Origin of the sequence: Rhodococcus wratislaviensis (assembly GCF_041228765.1) — a bacterium.
GTDB lineage: Bacteria > Actinomycetota > Actinomycetes > Mycobacteriales > Mycobacteriaceae > Rhodococcus_F > Rhodococcus_F wratislaviensis.
The window spans coordinates 513,151-535,644 of sequence record NZ_CP150488.1 but is presented as its reverse complement, the minus strand read 5'-3'; the positions used below and the strand labels follow the sequence as shown (position 1 = coordinate 535,644).

Genomic DNA, 22,494 nt, shown 5'->3' with positions numbered 1-22,494 from the left:
GCCATGTTCGACTCCATCTCCAACGTCAACGACTACCTGTCGGAGCACTGGCTCGCGGAGGTCTTCCCCAACAAGCTCAAGGATCTCGGGAAAGACTGGAAGGAACGCGCGACCCAGGGTAAAGAGACTCCGCTCAAGGGGCTGGCGACGATCAGCGGCGGCTACCTGCGAGCCCTCGGCGAGCTTCCCGACCCGACGAACCCGGACTACGCCGCAGCTGTCGCAGAACTGCATCGGGACCTGTTGCGCTCCGTGGGATTCGAGACGACCGAAACGATCCTGGAGACCTTCCAGGGAGAAACTCCGATCGCCGTCCCGCTGCTCGCCCGCGTCCCGGGCGTCGCCGATACCGATGCCCTGCACATTCTGCAGGCCGTTCCGGCGGCCGACGCGGACTCCCTGTTCTCCGACGACGCCGAGTTGCTGCACCCGTTGCAGTTGACGATCACCAGTGAGAAGACGGAACCGCTGGCATCGGTATCGAAGGCGGTCACCCAGCTGTTCGTCAGCGACCATGCACCGCGATACCTGCTCGTGGTCGCCGGCGGCACGGTGCTGCTCACCGACGCCGCCCGGTGGTCGGAGGGGAGATACCTCGCCTTCGACGTCGCGACCGCGCTGGATCGCAAGGATGAGAAGGCCGCGGGCGAGCTCGCCCACCACGCCGGACTCTGGTCGGCGGACGTGCTGTTGCCCAACGACGACGGCAAGGCCACGCTCGACGCGTTCAGCGAGGACTCCGAGAAGCACGCCGTCGGCGTCAGCGAGGATCTCCGCGAAGGCCTGCGCATCTCCATCGAGAAGATCGCCAACGAGGTGCTGGCACAGAGGCGCGCGGCCGGCCTGCCCGTCGAGGGGATTCCGGAACTCCCGCGTGACCTTACGATCCAGTCGCTGCGGTTCCTATACCGAATTCTGTTCCTGCTCTTCGCCGAAGCCCGCCCGGAGTTGGGTATCCTCCCGGTCGGCGCACCCGAGTACGGGTCCGGCTACGGCCTGGACCGGCTGCGCGAGGTCATCCAGGTACCCCTGACCGGACGCTCCGCCGAGGGGCATCACCTGCACGAGTCGCTCGACCTGCTGTTCCGGCTCGTCAACGACGGTCACAGCGCAGGTACCGAGGACGGCGACGGACTGGTCTTCGAAGCGATGCGCTCCGACCTGTTCGATCCCGCCCGCACTCCGCTGATCGACGAGACCCGAATCAGCAATCGGGTCCTGCAGGAGGTGCTCACCCTCCTGCTGCTGTCGAAGCCGTCGAAGAACAAGAACAAGCAGCGCGGCTACATTTCCTACGCCCAGCTCGGCATCAACCAGCTAGGTGCCGTGTACGAGGGGTTGATGTCCTACTCCGGCCTGATCGCCGACGACGACATGGTCGAGGTCGCGAAGGACGGCAATGCCGACAAGGGCTCGTGGCTGGTGCCCTCCACCAAGTCCGGCGACTACGCCGCCGAAGACATCGTGTGGCGCGAGGACCGGCTCACAGGACGCAAGGACATCGTCCGGCATGCCAAGGGCAGCTTCGTGTTCCGGCTATCGGGCCGTGACCGCCAGCGCAGTGCCTCGTACTACACGCCCGAGGTGCTCACCAAGACCGTCGTCAAGCATGCGCTCGCGGAACTGATCACCGACGAGACCACCGCTGCGCAGATTCTCGAGTTCCGCATCTGCGAGCCCGCGCTCGGCAGCGGCGCCTTCCTCAACGAGGCGATCAATCAGCTCGCGGCCGAGTACCTGATCCGCCGGCAGAACGAGCTGGGGGAGCGGATCGACCCCGAGCAGTACACCACCGAACTGCAGAAGGTGAAGGCCTACCTGGCCCTGCACCGCGCCTACGGCGTGGACCTCAACGCCACCGCCGTCGAGCTGGCCGAGGTGTCGCTATGGCTCAACGTGATGCACCGCGGACTGCAGGCACCGTGGTTCGGACTGCACTTGCGCCGAGGTAATTCGCTGATCGGTGCGCGCCGCGCCACCTACGACTTCACCTCGCTGGGCAAGGCGAAGAAGAACTGGCTTGCCACCCCGCCCACCGACCGCCCGCTGTCGGAGGGGCCGATCGGAGACGGCGAAATCCACCACTTCCTCCTGCCTGCCAGCGGGTGGGCCGCCGTCGCCGACGCGAAGCAGGCCAAGGAGCTGATGCCGGAAGCGGTTGAAGCGCTCAAGAAGTGGCGCAAGGAGGTGACGAAGAAGCCCGACAAGAAACAGCTCGATAGGCTGCGAGCCCTGTCGCGGCGCGTCGAGCGCCTGTGGGAACTGACGCTGCGCCGGCTCACGATCAGCGAACGCGAAGTGTCCCGTCAGATCGACGTGTGGGGAGCAGATCTGCCCGTTGTCGATACCGCTGTTGAGCGCGAGAAGGTCGAGTCGGAGCTCCTGGACCCTGAGGGCCCGTACATGCGGCTTCGGCTCGCGATGGACGCCTGGTGCGCCATGTGGTTCTGGCCGCTGACCGGGTCGGTCGAGGACTCGGACGACGACAGGGACAACCACCCAGGCCCGCCGAGCCTGGACGAGTGGATCACGACGCTCGAAGGGCTGCTTGGTTTCGATGGCGTCCGAAAGGGTGACGAGGACCAGGCGATGTTCCACGAAACGGTCGACAGCTTCGGTCAACTGTCGAAAATGGATGAGCTCGAACGGGACTTCTACGGTATGAGTCCCGTGTGGAAGTTGGTATCGAAGCAAAAGTGGCTCGGAACGGCTCGCGGCATCGCTGAGGAACAGGGCTTCTTCCACTGGGACCTGGACTTCGCGCAGATCTTTCAGCGCGGCGGATTCGACCTTCAAGTGGGTAATCCGCCATGGGTGAGACCGGACTGGCTAGAGGCGACAGTGCTCGCCGACTCGGACCCGTACTTCCTTCTGCAGGAGAAGATCCCTGATCGGGTTTTCAAGGATCGTCGCGGCGACCTGCTATCGACTCAGATTATCCGCACGCGGTATGTCGGCGACTTGGCTGCCTGGGCGGGTGTTGCCGCAATGCTTGGCTCGGCAGTCGAACATCCTCTGCTAAAAGGTGTGCGAACCAACCTCTATACGAACTTTATGGAGAGGGTCTGGCGGACGTCATCGGATGTGGGTGTAAGTGGGCTGATACACCCCGAGAGCCATTTCACCGACCCGAAGGCGGGATTGTTGCGTCAGCAGGCGTATGCGCGTCTGCGGCGGCATTGGCAGTTCGGGAACAACCTGTTGTTGTTCTCTGAGATTGACAACAACATCACATTTGGCGTGTCCGTCTACGCCACACCCAGCCTGACTCGATTCCTGAATATGTGCACGGTGCAAGACCCGTCGACGGTTGACGGATCACTTTCCGACGACGGAGGTGGTGAGGTTCCTGGAACGCAATACCCCTGGGGTGGATGGGATCTCAGGCCACATGCATCACGAGTAACCATCATTGATGATGCCGTGCTCGGAGACTGGGCGCTTCTGTTTGATCAGGTGGGTACGCCGGGCACGCAAGCGCGTATAGTGCGTCCCTTGACTCGAGAGCACATCGAGGTTCTCGCGCGGTTCGCTCGTCAAGAGGTGAGGCTCGGCGACATCGGGTACCGGTGGTCCAGTGTGTGGAACGAGAAGATCGCCAAAGAAGATGGGTACATCGAGTGGGGAACCGGCAACCAGGGTTCGCTCACTGAAGCCGTCTACCAGGGTCCTCACTTCACAGTTGCGAATCCGCTCGTGCGCCAGCCTAATAACCCATGCAAGTCGAACAAGGACTGGTCGGCAATCGATCTGGAAGAGCTGCCAGACACTTTCATTCCTAGCACCAACTACAAGCGTGCCTGCGACCGTGAGGACTATGACGCGGGGATTCCGCAGTGGGATGACCGCCCCGCAACGGACTATTGGCGTATCGCGTGGCGCAGTATGACCCAGCCGGGACTGGAGCGGTCGCTGCATGCGGCGTTGATTCCGCCTGGTGCAGCACACGTCGATACCGTGCACACGTGCACGGTATCGACGTGTGCTGCACCCGTCCATACCGGTCCGAACCTGTCGGTTCGAGCCGAGGATTCGAGAAACACGGCACTGGTTGCAGGCCTGTGGGCGTCGCTTCCTTTCGATTACCTGGTGAAGGTCAGCGGTATGAGCCACGTGCATGCCGAGCTGATCGACAGGTTCCCTGCGCCGATCGAGCATCCCGCGTGGCCATACCTTCTTCTTCGTACGCTCCGGTTGAATTGTCTCACTCACGATTACGCGACTCTGTGGAAGGGTCTGTACCAGGGCTCATTCGCAGGCGATGCCTGGACCCCGGCATTCGCGACGTCTTCCGGCCTCGGCGTCGGTGAGCGAAGCTGGACGATGAACACCCCACTGCGAACCGAGTTCGAACGTCGCGCCGCGCTGGTCGAGATCGATTCTCTCGCGGCACTAATGCTTGGCCTGACTGCGGACCACCTGGCGCTGATGTTCAGGGCGCAGTTCCCAGTGCTTCGCAAGTACGAGTACGAGATGTACTTCGATGCCAACGGCCGGAAGATAGCGAAGGACCACCACGCCCAGGGTGTGAAGCAACAAAAGGACGACTACAAGCTCCTCCGAGCATACCTCGAAGGCGACGACTGCGGCGACCTGCTCGACCGCTACACGCCGTTCCCGCCGGACGAGAACCACGACAAGCCATGGTTCTACAAGCCCGACCGCGAAGCCGAAATGCGTGCTGCTTACGCCGAGTTCGAGCGGAGGCTCGGTCTGAATGGATGACATCGCAGCGCCGACCTTCCCGTCTCTGCTTGCCGAGGAAACGAAGGACTCGATCACCGAGTACCTTTCCACCACCTTCGCGCTCGCCGACCCGAACGCAGGATCTGCTCTCAGTGATTTCCTGCGGCACCCGGACACCGGTATCTTCCGCGGCCCCTACTTGAAAGTGCGCACGCCCTACCAGCAGGTGCCGGCGAAGTGGACGTCGCCACTGGAATGGATGCCTAAGGGGTTTCGCCCGTTTCAGCATCAGGCCACCGCATTCGATCGGCTCTCCACCCGCGACGGTGCCGCACATCCCACGATCGTGACAACCGGAACCGGCTCGGGTAAGACCGAGTCGTTCCTCGTCCCGCTCCTCGACCACGCGCGCAGGGCAGCGGCGCGCGGCGAGCAGGGGATCAAGGCGATTGTCCTGTACCCGATGAATGCGCTGGTCACCGACCAAGCGCGTCGTCTCGCCAACTACCTGCACGACGACCCGCATCTGAGTGACGTCACTGCCGGCGTCTACATCGGTGGCCAGGGCCGGCGCCGCACACCGACGCGCAACCAGCTCGTCGACAACCGCGATGAGCTGCGTAAGAACCCACCCGACATCCTGCTCACCAACTACAAGATGCTCGACCTCCTGCTCCTGCGCGCGGGCGACAACCCATTGTGGGACAACGCAGCCTCCACGCTTCAGTACCTCGTTCTCGACGAGTTCCACACCTACGACGGCGCGCAGGGCACCGACGTCGCGATGCTGATCCGCCGGCTCGGCGCCCGCATCGGCGTGGCAGAAGCCGGCCGCCCGCTCGGCCGCGTCACCCCCGTTGCTACCTCCGCGACACTCGGCGGAGGAAGCCGCTCCGGCGAGCTGCGAGCCTTCGCCAAAACCGTCTTCGGGACCGAGTTCCCACCCGAATCCCTCGTCACCGAAACATCACTCACCGCAGCCGATGTCGTCCCGCACGTCGATTTCACCCTCGACATCCCGACTGTCGAGGTGATCCTCGCCGCGCCGACGCCCGACGCGGCCACTGTCGGATCATGGGAACCGTTGGCGCGGGCCGTCCTCGAACCGGCCGCAGAATCCGGCGCCCACGCCGCGGACATCGACTACACAGACCCCGTCGCGATCGGCGACTCGCTGCGCACCCACTTCCTCACCCGAGCCGTCATCGACGCCCTCAGCGGTGAACCCCTGACCCCCGCCGAGGCCGTCACCCGCATCACCCAGGCCGGGGTCCTGCCGTGGGGCGTACACAACGCCGGCCGACCCGCTGAGGTGCAGCAGGCCCTGCTGAAGTTCCTTGCCCTGCTGTCCCTCGCCCGCATCCGCGACGACCACGGCTCAGTCCGTCCCGTGCTCAACGTGCAGGTTCAGCTGTGGGTCCGTGAACTGACCCGGATGCTGCGCCAGGTGTCCCAGGAACCGAGCTTCGATTGGTGGCACGACGGCCCACCCTCCGACGGCACTTTCCTCCCCGCGGTCCACTGCCGAGTATGCGGGCACTCCGGCTGGATGACAGTCACCACCGAACTCGGGGACTCCTTCGGGCACGACCCACAGGCGATCTGGCGTGCCAGCGCCCGCCACACCGACCGACACAAGACCCGCACCCTGCTCCTCGCCGACGCCGCCGACCAGAACGTAAGCTTCATCGACGCGGACACTCTCAAGATCGCCTCCACGCCGAACGAGAACACCGTCTCGGTGCACTGCACGGCCGACGAGGAGCAGGCGGCCGAACAGACATGCCCGGCGTGTGGTGCGCGCAACGCGATCCGCTTCCTCGGATCCAGCGTCGCGACCCTCCTCAGCGTCGGCCTCACCAGCGAATTCGGTTCCCCATTACTCGCGGACGACGAGAAGAAGACCCTCGTGTTCACCGATTCGGTGCAGGACGCGGCCCACCGCGCCGCGTTCATCGAGGGCCGCGCCTTCCAGTTCAACTTTCGTTCCGCGCTCCTCGCGGCCACAGGCGGCGAACGCACCACGCTCCAGGCCGCGGCGCAGCGGTTGTTCTCCGACACCCCGGTGGCACAGCTGTACTCGATTGCCCCACCGGACTTCGTGCGCCGCACCGGCGTCGAAGGTGCCTGGCTCGACCACGATTCCGACGGATGGCTGCGCGATCTGCTCGACGTGCGGATCGCGTTCCAGGCGCACCTCGAGACCGGGCTGAACGCCCGCATGGGCCGCACACTCGAACTGACCGGTGCGGTCGCCGTCGACATCGACATCGACCTGGACCACTTCGCATCCCTGGCTCGCGACATCCACCAGAACCTGCCGCAACTCAGCCTCACCCTGAGCCGAGGCCCCGCCGAGCAGCTGAGCCTCGATGTGCCCGACGGAAGGGCGACGCAACTCGCGATCGACACCGCCGCGGATCTCGGCCCGCGCTACGACATCTGGATCCTCGGACTGCTCGAACAGCTGCGCACCACCGGTGGCATCCACCACCGGTGGCTCACGCGCTACATCCGCGACGAGGGAAAGCGCTGGTCCATCTGGGGCGGCAGCGCCGAGGGGATGCCGAAGTTCCCCGCCGGACGGCCTGCGCCTGGCTTCCTCACCACCGGCGCGGCCGGTGACACCGACTTCATCGCCCTGGGCCCACGCGGCGAATCTCGGCTGACCGACTGGACGCGGCGGAGCCTCGGCGTCACCGCGCCGGAGGCTCGCGCCCTGCTCGCCGACGTCGTCGACGTCCTCGCAGGCGACGACGGCCCCCTCGAACGCCGCAGCGGCGAAAAGGCATCTAAGGTATACGGGCTCACCGCTGACCGCATCATCCTCGATCCCCACGGCATCGAACGCCTCCAATGCCCGGTGTGCCACCACGTGCAGCCCGCCGCCTCCAACCGCGCGGCATTGTGGGACGGCGCACCCTGCCCGCGGATGCGCTGCCCCGGCGCACTGGCACGCGTCGAGGTCGAGGAGACGAACTTCTACCGGACCATGTACCAGTCCGGTCGCATCCGACGCATCGTCAGCGAGGAGCACACCGGCCTGCTCGACCGAGAGGAGCGAGAGGAAGTCGAGGCCCGGTTCAAGCACGGCGGCTCGCCCGTGGACCCGAACATCCTCGCCTGCACGCCCACACTCGAGCTCGGCATCGACATCGGTGACCTGAGTACCGTCGCTCTGGCGTCGTTGCCGCGGTCAACCGCGAACTACCTGCAGCGGATCGGCCGCGCCGGTCGCTCCACCGGCAACGCATTCGTGCTCGCGGCCGTGCCCAGTTCGCCGCGGGACCTCTACTACTTCGCCGAGCCGAGCCACCTGCTGGCCGGTGAAGTGCTGCCGCCCGGCGCCTACCTCAACGCCACCGAGTTGCTGCAACGGCAGTTCTTCGCGTTCGCGCTCGACGGCCTCGCCGCAGGCGGGTTCGGCACTCTCCCAGCGATGCCGTCCAAGCTTGGCAGCGCGCTCGGTGGGGGCATGGACGACGGGGCCTGGCTACGGTCGGTGGTCGACGCAATCACCGCGGACGCAGACACACTGAGCACAGCATTCCTCGCGCTGTTCGGGGACAACCTTGCCTCCGAAGCACAACACACCGTGCGACTGTTCGCGGCAAGCGGTGTCCGGGACGAAGCGGCACGGGTCGCATTGACCTGGCAGACCGAGACCGACGAGATCCGCACGCGGCTGAACGAACTCGCCCAGACCGTCGCCGAACTCGACAAGCACGGCCACCTCGACGACCAACAGAAGGACGACCGCAAGCGCTGCATGGGGGAGTCGAGGGCGCTCGGTGACCAGCTGCGTGAGCGCGGGCGACAGGAGACGCTGACCGGCCTCAGCGGCGTCGGCCTCCTTCCCAACTACAACCTCCTCGACGACGCCACAACCCTGGACGTGCACCTGTGGTGGACCGCGAACGAGGGAGGCCAGTCGCCCGAACCCCAAGCCCTCGACCTCACCTACGAGCGCAGCAGCAGCACCGCCCTCACCGAACTGGCGCCGGGCGCCTACTTCTACGCCAACGGCAAACGGGTCCAGGTCGACGCCGTCGACGTCGGTCCGCTGTCCCAGCCGCTGTGGTCCCGGACCCGGCTCTGCCCGTCCTGCGGGTGGGGAACCACCAATGCAGACGCGCCGCTCACCGCCTGCCCGCGCTGTCACAGCAGCGCGGTCACCGACTCCGGCGCCGTGCACAAGGTGCTTCCGCTGCAGAAGGTGTCGGCGGTGCACCGGCTCGACGACGTGCTCATCGACGACGATGCCGACGACCGCACCCGAACCTTCTTCACCAAGGTCACCGGCGTCGACATCGACCCCACGGACATCGTCGACGCGTGGAAGCTGAAGGCAACGGTGTTCGGCGCCGAATACGCACGATCAGCTGTCGTCCGCTCGATCAACGTCGGGCTTGGCGACGTACCCGGCAGCGAGACGATCATCGCGGGAGAGACGGTAACCGCCGCCGGGTTCACCACCTGCTCGCACTGCGGTGTCGTCGCCACCCGGCCGACAGAGACGGACCGCACCCGGCACCGCGGGTTCTGCGCCACTCGGCGCGGCACGAAGGAAAAGTGGGAACGTCTGCTGCTCTCCCACGAACTGCGCACCCAGGCCGTCCGGCTGCTGTTGCCGGTGTCGCTGCTGCACTTCGAGACGACGATGACGTCGTTCAAGGGCGCGCTGCTGCTCGGGCTGCGCCGCGACTTCGGCGGCGACCCCCAACACCTCGACGTCGTCGCATCCAGCATGAGCGACGGAACAGGAGCGGTGCGTAGGTTCCTGGTGCTCCACGACACGGTCCCCGGCGGCACCGGATACCTCGACCGGTTCGGGACACCGGAACGGCTGCGTGGCATCCTCACTCTCGCCCGCGACGTGCTGGCCACCTGCCCGTGCCGGCTCGAAGGTCGTGCGGCCTGCCACCGCTGCCTCTACGGAGTGCTGCGATCTGGCGAAATGCCTCACGCTTCCCGCGAATCCGCGCTCGCCCTGCTCAACGATTTCCTCGGCGACTGGGACGTGGAGACGATCCCGACCGTCAGCACCGTCGACATCGCCAAGGTGCAACTGAGCGAGCTCGAGCTGCAGTTCCGGGAAGCGCTCAAGGACCGCATCGCAAGCAGGGAAGGGTGGACCGTGGAGACCGCGCTCGGGTCGAAGGGCGAGGAACTCGACCTGCGGCTCGCGAACGCCGCCGGAGAGCCGCGCCGATGGCGCATGCGTCCGCTCGTCGATCTCAAAGCCAGCTCGATCACCACACAGCCCGACTTCCTGTTCACCCGCAGTGACGCCCAGGGCTGCGATGTCGCCGTCTACCTCGACGGCCAGAAGTACCACGCGAGCGTCGACCACAACATCACCGCCGACGACGCCCGGAAACGGGACGCGCTGCGCCGCGACGGTCGCCGGGTGTGGTCGATCGCCTGGGACGACGTCCAGTCGTTCGTGTCGAAGTCGATGAAGGCCGCAGTACCCGATCTGCTGCACCAGCAGATGCAGAATGCTGCGAGCGCCGGAGTCGACGACCCGCGGTTGAAGGCGCTGTGGGGCAACCCGATCGACTTCCTCATCGAATACCTCGCAGATCCCGATGCGGAGGTGTGGGGAAGCGGCGCCGACGGGACGGTGCTTGCGATCGTCAAAACCGGCAAGCACGGGTCCGATGCGGCGATCATGCTCGCACCCGGATCGCTTGTCGCCGGCCTGAACTCTCTCCTCGCCGGGCAGGCTCCGTCGCCGGAGCCCACCGGGTCCGTGATGATAGTGCCACGCGTCGGATTGAGCGGCGTGCCGCTCGTGATCGTCGCGGACCCGAACGATCACGTATCGACACTCGGGGTGCTGTGCGTGCTCGACGACCACCCGTCCGAGGTTGGCGGTCCGGCGCACGTCGCGCACTGGCGTGACTGGCTGCGGTGGTCGAACGTCCTGCAGTTCCTCACCCGCCCCCGGTTCGGGCACGATCTGCCGATGCGCATGGCGGAAATCTGGACCCGGAGTTCAGATGACCCGTTCGCCGGCGCGATGATCCCGTTGGCTGGGCCGGTTCCCGGCACGGTGGCGGATACGGCGATCGAGTTGGGCCCCGAGTGGTCGCTTGTGCGCGAATACACCGACCCGGTTCTCGCGCCCGTCATCGAGATCATGGCTGACGGCGGACTCGATGTACCCGAGGCAGGGGCGGAAATCGGTCCCGACGAGTCCATCTGGCAAGTGGAGATGGCCTGGCCGGATATGAAGGTAGTGGTCGTTGTCGACTTCGAGTCCGACCGTGACGAGTGGCTCGAGGAGAACGGGTGGACGGTGGCCTCCGCGGAGGGAGGGTTCGAGCCGGATACGCTGGCACGCGAGATCGAGGACGTGGTGAAGGGGAGTACGCAGTGAAGGCCGAAGTGCGGATGCACGACCTGTTCGACAGCTCCTACGACAAACTCGAGGGCAGCGTCAAGCAGCGCGTCGTGGACTTCATCATGAAGATCCAGCGTGATCCCGAAGCTCCCGGCCTCGACTACAAGATTCCGAAGCTGGCGCAGAACAACCGGGTGCGAACAGCCCGCGTGACGGACCACTACCGCGCCGTGCTCATGGTCGCCGGCGAAGACGACGGCACAAGCATCCTGTATCTCGTGGCGGTCAAGAAGCACGACGCCGCATACGACTACGCCAGCAAGCTGACACTCCAGGTCAACGCGAAGACCGGCGCCGCCGAACTGTTCGACGCCATCGCGCTTGAAGAAGCGGTTGACAAGGCGCGCAACGCGCAGCCGGGAGAATCTGCCGCCAAGCCGATCATGCCCGCGAAGGTGAAGCAGAAGGATCTCGAACGGTTCGGCGTCGATCCCGCGATCGCGGAACAGCTCACCAAGGTCACCGACGAAGACGACCTGATGGCGATCGCGGATGCGTTGCCGTCATCGCAGGGCAACGCGGTGCTCGACCTCGCCTACGGCAAGAGCCCCGACGACGTGTGGGCAGACCTCGTCATCGAGGATCCGGGCCCGGTCGACGTCGACGACATCGAGACCGCGCTGCAGCGTCCGCTGTCGCGGCTCAGCTTCACCACCTACGAGGGGGACAACGAGGACGAGCTGCGCGCTGTTCTCGAAGGCGATTTCGCGAAGTGGCGGGTGTGGCTGCACCCGTTGCAGCGCAAGCTTGCCCAGCACACCGGCTGGAACGGACCGTTCCGGGTGACAGGCGGTGCGGGCACCGGCAAGACGGTGACCGCCATCCACCGCGCACGGCACCTCGCCCGCAGGCTCGAAGCGGACTCGTCTACCCAGAAGGTCCTGTTCACGACCTTCACCAAGAACCTGTCCCGCACGATCGAGGCCCAGCTGAAGCAGCTCGCCGGCCCGACGGTCGGCGACCGGGTCGACGTCGTCAACATCGACTCGCTCGCTCGCCGGGTTGTCAATGCGTCGGACGAGCGCCGCAAGGCCGTGAGTTCCGTCAAGTTCGTTACTGCGGAGGCCGAGGAGGTTCGCGAGCTGTGGTCGAGTGCCTCGCTGGTCGCGGTCGGCCAGTGGGACGCCGGGTTCCTCGCGGACGAATGGTCGCAGGTCGTGCTTGGCAACGCGATCGTGGACGAGGCAGGCTACCTCCGCGTCACCCGGAGTGGGCGCAGTCAGCGACTGACCCGGCCGCAGCGCGCCGATGTGTGGCAGGTGATCGAGCAGTTTGAACGACTCATGCGCTCACAGGGTTTGATGACCTTCACCCAGCTCGCCGCACAGGCGGCGGCACTGCTTGCCGCCGACCCCTCGCTGCGGGAGCAGCTCGGCTACCGCCACGCCGTGATCGACGAGGCGCAGGATCTGCATCCCGCGCACTGGAAATTGCTGCGCGCTCTCATCGCGCCCGGCACGGACGACCTGTTCATCGTCGGTGACGCGCACCAGCGCATCTACGGCCGCCCGGCACCGCTGTCCCGATACGGGATCGAAACCCGGGGACGTTCGCGCAGGCTCACCATCAACTACCGGACCTCGAAAGAGATCCTGAAGTGGTGCCTGCAGGTCGTGGATCAGGACGTGGACGACCTCGACCTCGCCTCCGACACCTTGGCCGGCGCGCGGTCGGTGTTCGGTGGCCCCGACCCGGAGACGGAGGAGTTCAAGCGCCAGGCCGACGAGGACAAGGGCATCGCTGCGCAGATCAACGAATGGACGAAGGAAGGCATCGCGCCGTCCGGCATCGCCGTCTTCGCATACGACAAAAAGGCCGTCAGCGAGATCGCAGAGTCCCTCGAAGCCAGTGAAATCTCCAGCGTCGTCGTCAACGACAAGTCCGATGAGGGGAAGCTCGGTGACGCCGTCCGCGTCATGACCATGCACCGCGCCAAGGGCCTCGAGTTCCGGGCTGTCATCCTCGCCCGCCTGGGCTCGGACTCCTTCCCTCCTTACTACGTCCAGAAGATGACCGGACCCGAGCGGGAGCTGGAAGAGAACAAGCTGCGGAACGTCCTCTACGTCGCGGGGTCGCGGGCGCGGGAAAGGCTGGCGGTGGTGTGGACGAAGGAGCTGTCCACACTTGCCGCCACCTCCGGTTAGCGCTATCGAACGGCGTCGATCGCCGAGTATGCAGACTTGATGAGTGGGCTCGACCCGTCGAGCCCACTCAAGCGGATGCGCTGCGCGCTGAGTATGTCCTGTCTTGGCTCACTTCTCGGTGAGGAATGACGTTCCAATCTCTTGACCTGGCACTTCTCGTGTCTACGGCGGCGGTTTCACGCACTAACGGCGCCGGTCTACCCTCGTCGGGTGACGTTCATCAGGCGGGTCCGGACGAAGTCCGGGGCCACAGCGGTGCAGGTCGCCCGCTATGTCAACGGCCGGCAGGAGATCGTCAAGCACATCGGGTCAGCGCACACCGATGTCGAGCTCGGGATGCTTCTCGAGCGGGCCCGAGCGTGGATCGAGCCCGATCAACAGGCCCTCGACCTGGGCGTCACCCCGCAAACACCGGCGGCGAGCGTCCTGGCGGCGGGCCAGGGCGTGTTGTTGCCAGCCGCGGATGACCGGCCGGTCGTCGATGCGCCGGGGCGGACCGCGTCGACGGGGTCGGTGGTACTGCGGCAGATCCTCGAAAGTCTCTACGACCAGCTCGGTTTCGGAGTGCTCGGCGACGAGGTGTTCCGGGATCTAGTGATCGCCCGAATCGTCGAGCCCGGCTCGAAACTCGACGCCGCCAGGGTGGTTCGTGACCTCGGGAAGGCCCCGGCGAGCTACGCCACGATCAAGCGGCACCTGCGGTGGATCGTCGACCGCGACTACCGGGACCAGATCGCGACGAAATGTTTCGAGCATGCCGCCGAAACAGGTGGCCTGTCCCTGATCCTCTACGACGTCACGACCTTGTATTTCGAGGCGGAGAAGGAAGACGAGCTCCGCAAGGTCGGCTACTCGAAAGAACGCCGCGTCGATCCGCAGATCGTGGTCGGTCTGCTCGTCGACCGGACCGGATTCCCCTTGGAAGTCGGATGTTTCGAGGGGAACAAGGCCGAAACCCACACCATCGTCCCGATCATCCGGCAGTTCCAGACCCGCCACGACATCACCGGGGTCGAGATGGTCGTCGCCGCCGACGCCGGGATGCTCTCCGCCGGTAACTTGAAGGACCTCGACGACGCCGGCCTGAAGTTCATCGTCGGCTCCCGCGTCACCAAAGCACCCATCGATCTGTCGAACCATTTCCATTGGAAAGGAGACGTTTTCGTCGACGGACAAGTCATCGACACCGTCACGCCGCGGCATGCGAAGAGCACCGTCAACAACATCCGTCACCGCACCGAACCGGTCTGGGATCCGGCCAGGCACCCGAAGTCGTGGCGGGCGGTCTGGCAGTACTCGAAACGCCGCGCGGTCCGCGACAACCAGACCTTGAACGCCCAGGAAACCCGAGCCCGCGAGGTCGTCGACGGGGCGAAAGCCCCGAAATCGACCCGGTTCGTCAAGACCACCGGCAAGGGACGCAGCCTCGACACCGCATCGATCGAGCGGGCCCGGTCGCTGATCGGGTTGAAAGGCTATGTCACCAACATCCCCGCCACCCTGATGGAACCCGGCGAGGTGATCGGCAAGTATCACGACCTCTGGCACGTCGAGCAGTCGTTCCGCATGTCGAAAACTGACCTGAGAGCCAGGCCGATCTTCCACCGCACCCGCGACGCGATCGAAGCGCACCTGACCATCGTGTTCGCCGCCCTGGCGGTGTCCTACCTGGCCCAACACCGCAGCGGACTAGCGATCGGCAACGTCCTCAAACGACTCCGACCTCTCCGCTCGGCCACCATCGCGATCAACGGCACCCGACACACATTCCCACCCGAACTCGACCCCGACACCCGCGACCTCATCGACAAGATCACCGGACCCGGACTCACGCACTAACGAAATGAGCCAACTCAGGAGACTTGATGAGTGGGCTCGACCCGTCGAGCCCACTCAAGCGGATGCGCTGCGCGCTGAGTATGTCAGCGGATGGTACGCGGGCGGATGAGGAATGTCCGAAGACCTCCCTCGCGATTTCAACGAATCGGTCCTTGGACTTCCTCGTTCCTGCGTCTGGATCCCAGTCCTCGGTTTCGTTCAGGACTGCAGCTTCTGGAACTTTGCCATCCAGGTAGTAGGTGTTGTCACGTGCCCACAACAGTATGTCGCGAAGATTTCTCACCACGCTATCGTCATCGACATCCTTCCCTTTGGTATTGGCGAAGTGCTTAGGCACGCAACCAAGAAGGTTCTTGGCCAGTTCTTGCCATCGTTCGCGGTTATCTCCCGTAGCAGGAATCCGGTCGCATTCCGTCCAGTCGGCGGTGTCGATGCGCTGATCACCGTCGAGGAGTAGAACGACATCGGTGGCCTTGGCAAGCGCGAGGGCAGGAAGAGAATGCATCACAAGGTTTCCGGAACCTCCGGGGAAGATCACCGGCGAAATTGTGCCGCGCAAATCGTCGCAGTGGATGGTGATCGCACGGGAGACGATCTCGGCGGCAAGAGCGTCCTCGACCATGATCCGCTTTGTTTTCAGCCCTGTCGTATGACCGATATGGAAGAAAGCCTGGCTGGGGTGGGTCTCGTCCGAGATCAAAGAGACCTCGCCCGTCACGGGATCTGCACCGAGGAGCTTGATCGCTTCCGCGGGGAGCTCTTCAACGATTGACGGGGAATGAGTCGAGAGGACGACTTGAGTCCCCTTCTTCACAACTTGGTCTCGCAGAAACTCGATGAGACACTTCTGGGCGCCGGGGTGGAGGGAAACTTCGGGTTCGTCGAGCAGTAATAGTCCGTTTCTCTCCATCTTGGAGATTGCGTCGACAAGTCGGACAATCGCGAACTCGCCACTGCCGGCATGTGCTTCGGAGTACCCGCCGTCGGCCAGACGCATCACCGCGGAAAACCCGGTCGAGGAGTAGAAGGTGTGCTCGACCAGCTTGATGGATGCGAAGCTCTTCCCGAGGATTCGGGAGATGTTCTTGACCACATCTGGCTCGAGCTCGCGAACTCCCTCGACGATTGATTCTCGGTCACGAGCGCGGGGCTGGCCGGCGAAGGCGCGAGCAAGCCCTGCCGACTTTCTCAGGATTCGGAACTTCTTGCCATTGGTCATTCTTGTCCATCGGTCCACGGGCGCGTGGTACAGATACTTGTCGTACGCCGACAGTTCCGATCGGAAGTCGAGGTACTCGACCTCCTTGGCGACGGGATTCCAGCGGTCCTTTGTGTCGGAAACCAGATTGGCTATCGCATCGTCAACGGGAATCTCGGCCATGGCGTCGACTGCGACGCGCTTCGTCGGCTCCCAGTAGTCGGGATCCTTTTTCTCCGCAAAGTCGCTGGGCACGTCCGCTTGGCGATACTTCTTTCGTCCACGTGCCTTACGGCATTCGCCGATAACTGGGCCCTGCTTTGTATGTATCCGATACTTGTAGATGAAGCGCTGAAGGGTGTTCTTGTCGGCGCGAATACGACCGTCGATGTCATCCATGGCTGTTGAGAACCAGAAGTCGGACAGGCTTTTTCCTGCTGGGGCGCCGTAGAGGGCATGAAGTATCGAAGACTTGTTGGATCCGTTCGGTCCGACAAGTGCGGTGATAGGGAAGGAAAACGTGATGGTCAGATTCGGGGCCAGCGCCTTATAGCGTGGAAATCGGATCTCGGTGATGACGGGATCGACCGCCTTGTCGGCGAACCGCTTCCGAAGGTCATCGTTACTTGGAGCCCCCATGCCCGTCAATTCCTTGTCTCGTTCTCGTTCAATTAACAGCTCGTCGAATCTAGCAGTGGTGGGCACACGTCGCGCCGTTCGTTGACCCGCGTTCGAGTACCGGCGGTATAGCTCACGCCGAATCGGAAGGCTGACCATTGTGTGGCCCAGGCTTTGATCGTCTGCGCGCCGACCGGGTGTTCAGACGCTCGGCAGCAGCATGTGCATATACCCACCCGCGGGTGGCAAGTGCTCGTCCACCGTCAAGCGACATTGCTGAAGTGTCGCCGCACCCCGGCCCTGTCGGAAGGACATTCCAGTCTGCTGGAATGTCAGGGCGTTCGCCGACCCATTTCTGGTACCCGCGCAGATCGTCACGCTGAAAGCCGGTCTGAACCTCCGGAGGCGAGCCGGCAGTGACAAGGTTGAGCACGCGGGCGAGGTCGTTAACGTCGTCTGCGGACAGCACCGTCTCGCCGTCAGTTGGGGAGACCACGTCGACCAGAGCGAGCGCGAGTGAACGACAACGCACAAGGGGACGGTGAAGGTAGCTGTTTGGCAAGTCCTGTCGGATGAAGGCGCGGACCACCGGCTCGTAGTCGGCGCCGTTGCGGAACAGCTCGGCGCCCCACCACAAGCGTGCGAGTGCCTGCTTGTGTATCTCTCCGCGCCAACGGTTCTCGGCGATGCCTTTGCGGCCCTCCCAGCGCCACTCGATGTATGAGTGAAATCGGACAGCCAACCACGCCCACACGTCGGGATCCGATGCTTCGGCGCGGCTCAGGCGCAGCGCGAAATGGATGCGCGGCGCAAGCCACCTGTCGCTGGTGGACGGGTCCGCCCAGCCGTCGAGTCGGTCGGAGAACTCCTCCATCAGCGCAGTGAGCACGGCGATGTCGATTGTGGTGCCGTCACGGCGTGTGACGGACTCCGAGTCACTGTGCCACGCATAGTCTGCGATGAGCTGCGATCGGGTTAAGGGGTCCAGTCGGCGAACGTAGCGCCGCAGTATCTCGTCAGCCACGCCGGATCTCCTCTGTCACCATCGCGAGCGTGTTCGGAATGCCCGCGAGGACGTCAATCGCGACGTCGATGTGGGTCCACAGCTCCGCGGATTCGGCGCGTTTGCCGTGCGAGTCGTGGAGTCGGTGATACAGCTCGTCAGTGGAGGCGAAGTGAGGGATGGTGTCTGCAACTGCCTCGCACACCTGACGGAACAACGGGTCGGATGGCGGCACTGGCTCGTCGTCTTCGCTCGCGATTTCCACTGCGGCTGCCCGGAACAGCGTCGCCAGCGTGTACCGGGCGATCTGCGACCCGAGGAGCTCCCGCGTCCGACGGCGTTCCAGCTTGGCCGTCTCCGATGACAGCAGATCCTGGAATCCGGGTATCGCGCTGTTCAGCAGCAGCATCGGTTTGGCTGCGGACAGGTCCAGCACAGACGGAGCCTCGGGACTCTGCCGCGCAATAAGCGGCGAATCGAGCGCACCGAAATCGATCCACGACTGAGAAATCGGCGGCTGACCTGGCTTGACGGGCGCCGAGCCGGGCTCGATTACGATCGTCCACGGAATCGAGCGACCCACGATGCGGGGTGCGCCGCGGTACTCCGCCGCGATCTCTGCTATCAGAGTTGCTGTTCCCGCGACATCGTCCCGCGAGATGTCGATAGTTCCGTGTAGTTCGTTCGGGGTCTCGCCGCGTGCGGCGAGAGGGAACGGAATGCGGATTCTCGTGGAAGTGCATGACAGCAGGGCATACCCGGTCAGTTCGCTGTCGAGGCCCTGCGGGCTCTTCTCGTCGGTACGTGCGGTGAGCGTGAGCGACAGTGTCGCCCAGTCGCCCACATCAGCGAGGCTCACGCGGAACGAGTCTGAGTCGATCGCCGGCTCACGAGGAAGGTCGAGGTCTACTTCGGTTATGCTGCAGAGCCATTCACCGTCGTAGGTCGGCCACGCATAGCGCGCAGTCACGCAGTCGCTCCCTTCCTACGAGTGTTTGTCACGTTCCGGAGCTGGACGTCGACTGCGGAATCCTCCGCGGGGATCGGCAGGTCCGCCACCGACACGCCGGTGACCGTCGCCTGCACGAACCTGCCCTTTTCCTTCGCTTCGAGTAGCACCGCGCCGTCCTCGATTCGGGCATCATCCGAGCGCAAGCTGTCCCACGCGACTTCCTGACCCCCGCCGTCCAGTCCGATGAAGTAGAGGGCAGGGCTCAGTGCCCAGCCTCCGGGTTCGTTACGGGCCTTGACGCGGAACGTCAGGTGCCAGTGACCGTCGACGACCTTCCATTCGGTTATGTCGATGGTCGGCTTGCGGCTCGTCGTTCCGGTGGCGCCGCCCTCGCCGGCCTCGCCTCGCAGGAAGCTGAGGTGTTTGAACACCGCGGTCGGGGGTTTGCTGCCCGTCGGCGGGGGAGCTCCGAACAGATCGAGCAGCTGTTCGGCGACACTCTTCTCGATCGCCTGCAAATTTGGCACCCACGGTGCGACATAGTGCGCGCTCAGACTCGACTGCGAGCTCTTGTTCCGGCCGCCCCGAGGAATCCACTGATCGTGAGCGGGTGGTTCCGCGAAGCGTAGGAAGTCGTCCGCCCATCGATCCTCCGCCGACGATGAATCAGGATTGACCGCACCGCCTGCGAGCAGGAACGCGTGGTAGGTGTGGTTCTCGAACGTCCGGTCGAGTGTCTGCACCACCATCTCTGGCTGACGCAGCAGGCATACCTTGTTCTCCAGGGGGTCCTTCTGCTTGTCGGACTTGGTGACAACTAGCTTCGCGTTGTGAACGAACTTTGCGTGACCGGCGCCGGATTTGCGTTTCGAGATCGAGATCGGGATATCTCGAGCAACAACCGAATACGTCTCGTCGAGCGTCTCGTCGAGGTCGCCGCTGTCGAAGCGTCTCAACGCGCGGACGAGTTCCGTGTAGGTGTCCTCTGGATCGACGACGGTGTCGAGTTCACGAGCGCAGTCGTTGACCACCTCGATCCGCACCTGCAGTCGCCGGCGGGCCAGGAGTGGCCAGAAGCTCTCCTCGATCCCGGAACGTAGCTCCTCCGCCATCTTGATCAGACCATCGACGGTGTCGCCGCGATCGGGTTCGTCGGGATCGTAGAAGCCGACGATCATCGCCGACGTTCCGGGACGGTTCCCGGCGCGCTGCAGATGAAGGGACTCGACGACGCTTTCACTCGCCCACGTCGACGTGACGCTTCCCTTCTTGCGGGGCACGCCAAAGTATCCGCGGCCCTGGAATGACTTCGTTCCCACACGATGAACGACGCCTTGATTGACGCCGAACAGTCGATTACGGGTGTTGCCGTCCACCGCATCCGAATCCGCGACCATCGAGTTGAAAAGCACCGTCTGGATGCGAGAGAACCGCCAGTACACGGCTTTGCCGAGGCCGAAGCTGCCGCCCGAGGTCTCGTTCTTCCCGCTGAACAGGTCCAGCCGGCACAGTTTGATGAAGTTGCCGAACCGTTCCGAATCGATGTCGGAGAACTCGGGACCGGTGAGCCCGCGGCAGCCGTAATCAGAAACCTTGAGCAGAACGAGGGGGTCCGGCTGGGCCATAGCCTCGAGCCCGGTCTTGATGTGGCCGGCTGTCACGGCGCCCGCCGACTCACTGCTCATCGCACGCAGATGCGGCTCGAGTTCGTCGGACCAATTCAGCGTGCGCAGGAAGTCCGATCGCGCCTCGCCGCTCAGCCGAATGAAGGTGTAGACCAAACTGGGGTTCTCCTCGGAGCGGGCGTCATTGGTGTTCTGCGTGCTCTCCCGAGCGAGCGAGGCGAGCCCAGCATTCACAGTCCACTGGTTGGCGTTTCCGTAGTTGCCGTACGTGCTGCTCTGCTTGTCCCACTCCCAGGCCAACTCGGCCACAATGCTCCCTTTGGGTCAACTCGTTTGGTGTTCGGACGGGCGGTGGACGGTGCGTCGCTACAGCAACTTCACGTTGTCGAAGTATTCCGAATGACCCGACACCTTCGCCGAGACGTTCCGATCCTTGATGTTCGTGTATTTGCACTCGAATCCCCTGAGCCCTACCGCGACACTGCCCGCCTGAGCTGCGGCGTACATGTACTTGAGTACGCCGTCCTTGGTCGAGTAGTAGTTGTTAACGGTACCGGTCACCGCTTCGCTCAGCGGCCGCCAGTCCGCCTTCTTGCCCTCCGCCGCACCGAGAAGGTGAACCGTGTCGATCCGTGGGGCGTCCTTGCTGGTCCCCATCGTCTCGGCCGCCGTGATCATGGCCCGAGCACCGAGACTGTGACCGACGAGGATGTAGCTCTCTACCTGCGTGCGGGCGAGGATGCCGGCGAGTGCGACACCGGTCCGATCGGCACGCACCACCGCGGTGTGCCAGGGGTTCGTGAGGAGGTCCGAAGCCAACAGTGCGGGTGCGATTGGACCGAGCTTCTGCGCGGCCACCTTGCCTGCCCGAGCCGCTGCACCACCTGCGGCGGCCATGGCCTGCTTCACTCCGACGTTCTTCACCGCCAGCGCCGCCAGCTTGCTGAGTTCCTTGCTTCCCCAGTGCAGCCGGTAGATCGGGGAGTCGGGATATCGCTTCTCGACCATCTGCATGGCCGACTTCCAGTTCGGGTCCTTCTCGGTCGTGAAACCCCGCGCCACGATCACCGGGATACCCGGTCCGTCCCGGAACTTCCTGATGGCGAAGGACTTGTCCTCGCTGACGTACGCGTTGGTGATGCTGGCACCGAGCGCCGTACCCAGGGCGGCGCCGGCGGCGGCAACGACATACGTCCCGCCCACCATTCCGAGCCCGCCGGCTGCTACGGCGCCGCCGCCCAGCATCGCGAGTCCGTAGCTGGCCGCCGCGGCACCGGCGTAGCCGCCGACCAGGGTGCCGATCGCGCCGCCGACTGCGGGCGCGGCCAACAAACCACCGGTGCCGACGACACCGGCCGCGAACGCACCGGCCATCGCGTACTTCGAACCGCGGCTCAGGTTGCTCTTGTCGAACACGCGGAGCTGCTCGTAGTCGTCGACCGTCGCGATCTTGTCGTCGGCGCGTTCGAAGCTGGGAAGCTCGTGGCGATGCTCCGCGCAGAACCGCGGGATACGCACCGAACCTGAGCCACGTGTGGCCATATTGTCGCACTGCGGTGCCGCACATTTCAGGGTCGGCCCTCCGCATGTCTCGCACAGGTAAGCGGAGAGGCTGATTCGTCCGGTCTTCACCTTGCGGTGAGTGGTTCGGGCGTAGCATGCCGAGCACCAACCGGGCCGGGTGTCGTCGCCGAGTCCGTCGACCAGCTTTGCGATCTCTGCTGCGACATCTGCGTGTGCATCGGCCCGCTTGCGGTAACTCTGCTTCTTCTTCTCGTCCTTGAAGCGGCGGAAGAGCTTCTCGTTCTTTGCGTAGGCCCACGCATTGTGGATCAGGGCAAGGTTGCCCGTCATCGCGGGATCACCCTCCACCGTCGGCTCGACTGCGGTGATGGTCCCCTCGAGTCGCAACAGCAGCCCGAACGGTGACCGGACCTCGCAGATCATGCCCTCGTGCGAGACCGGCTTGAAGATCACGGCATCTGTGGTCACTGTTCCCCCTGTTCATATCGGCTATTCG

General features: G+C 64.4%; 9 protein-coding genes. 4 read left to right on the top strand and 5 right to left on the bottom strand.

The window, feature by feature from the left end; all coding sequences use genetic code 11:
* Window positions 1-3: 3 nt before the first annotated feature.
* From WKC72_RS02425 to WKC72_RS02410, 4 genes are all read left to right on the top strand, one after another.
* Entirely contained in the window at window positions 4-4,725 is a 4,722-nt protein-coding gene (locus WKC72_RS02425; RefSeq protein WP_370181634.1) for a restriction endonuclease subunit M, read from the top strand.
* Window positions 4,718-11,071 carry a DEAD/DEAH box helicase gene (locus WKC72_RS02420; RefSeq protein ID WP_370181633.1) on the top strand — a complete coding sequence of 2,118 codons (6,354 nt, stop codon included), beginning with the start codon at window positions 4,718-4,720 and terminating at the stop codon, window positions 11,069-11,071. The genes WKC72_RS02425 and WKC72_RS02420 overlap by 8 nt, the downstream gene beginning before the upstream one ends.
* A complete protein-coding gene (locus WKC72_RS02415) occupies window positions 11,068-13,239 on the top strand; it encodes a UvrD-helicase domain-containing protein (RefSeq protein ID WP_370181632.1) in 2,172 nt (723 codons plus the stop codon). The genes WKC72_RS02420 and WKC72_RS02415 overlap by 4 nt, the downstream gene beginning before the upstream one ends.
* A gap of 210 nt (window positions 13,240-13,449) precedes the next feature.
* Window positions 13,450-15,078, top strand: coding sequence for an IS1634 family transposase (locus WKC72_RS02410; protein WP_370180103.1), 1,629 nt, complete (start codon window positions 13,450-13,452; stop codon window positions 15,076-15,078).
* On the opposite strand, the gene WKC72_RS02405 is transcribed toward WKC72_RS02410, so the two are convergent.
* From WKC72_RS02405 to WKC72_RS02385, 5 genes are all read right to left on the bottom strand, one after another.
* Complete coding sequence (locus WKC72_RS02405; RefSeq protein ID WP_370181631.1) at window positions 15,068-16,981, bottom strand: ATP-dependent endonuclease; 1,914 nt, start codon at window positions 16,979-16,981, stop codon at window positions 15,068-15,070. The two genes, WKC72_RS02410 and WKC72_RS02405, sit on opposite strands and share 11 nt — an antisense overlap.
* A 46-nt stretch (window positions 16,982-17,027) precedes the next feature.
* Window positions 17,028-17,918, bottom strand: coding sequence for a DUF6339 family protein (locus WKC72_RS02400; RefSeq protein ID WP_370181630.1), 891 nt, complete (start codon window positions 17,916-17,918; stop codon window positions 17,028-17,030).
* The gene (locus WKC72_RS02395) at window positions 17,911-18,756 is read right to left on the bottom strand and encodes a hypothetical protein (protein ID WP_370181629.1); all 846 of its coding nucleotides are present in this window, start codon (window positions 18,754-18,756) and stop codon (window positions 17,911-17,913) included. Before WKC72_RS02395 ends, WKC72_RS02400 begins: the two co-directional genes overlap by 8 nt.
* A 107-nt stretch (window positions 18,757-18,863) precedes the next feature.
* Entirely contained in the window at window positions 18,864-20,783 is a 1,920-nt protein-coding gene (locus WKC72_RS02390) for a hypothetical protein (RefSeq protein WP_370181628.1), read from the bottom strand.
* A gap of 57 nt (window positions 20,784-20,840) precedes the next feature.
* Window positions 20,841-22,466, bottom strand: coding sequence for a DUF726 domain-containing protein (locus WKC72_RS02385; RefSeq protein WP_370181627.1), 1,626 nt, complete (start codon window positions 22,464-22,466; stop codon window positions 20,841-20,843).
* Window positions 22,467-22,494: the final 28 nt, after the last annotated feature.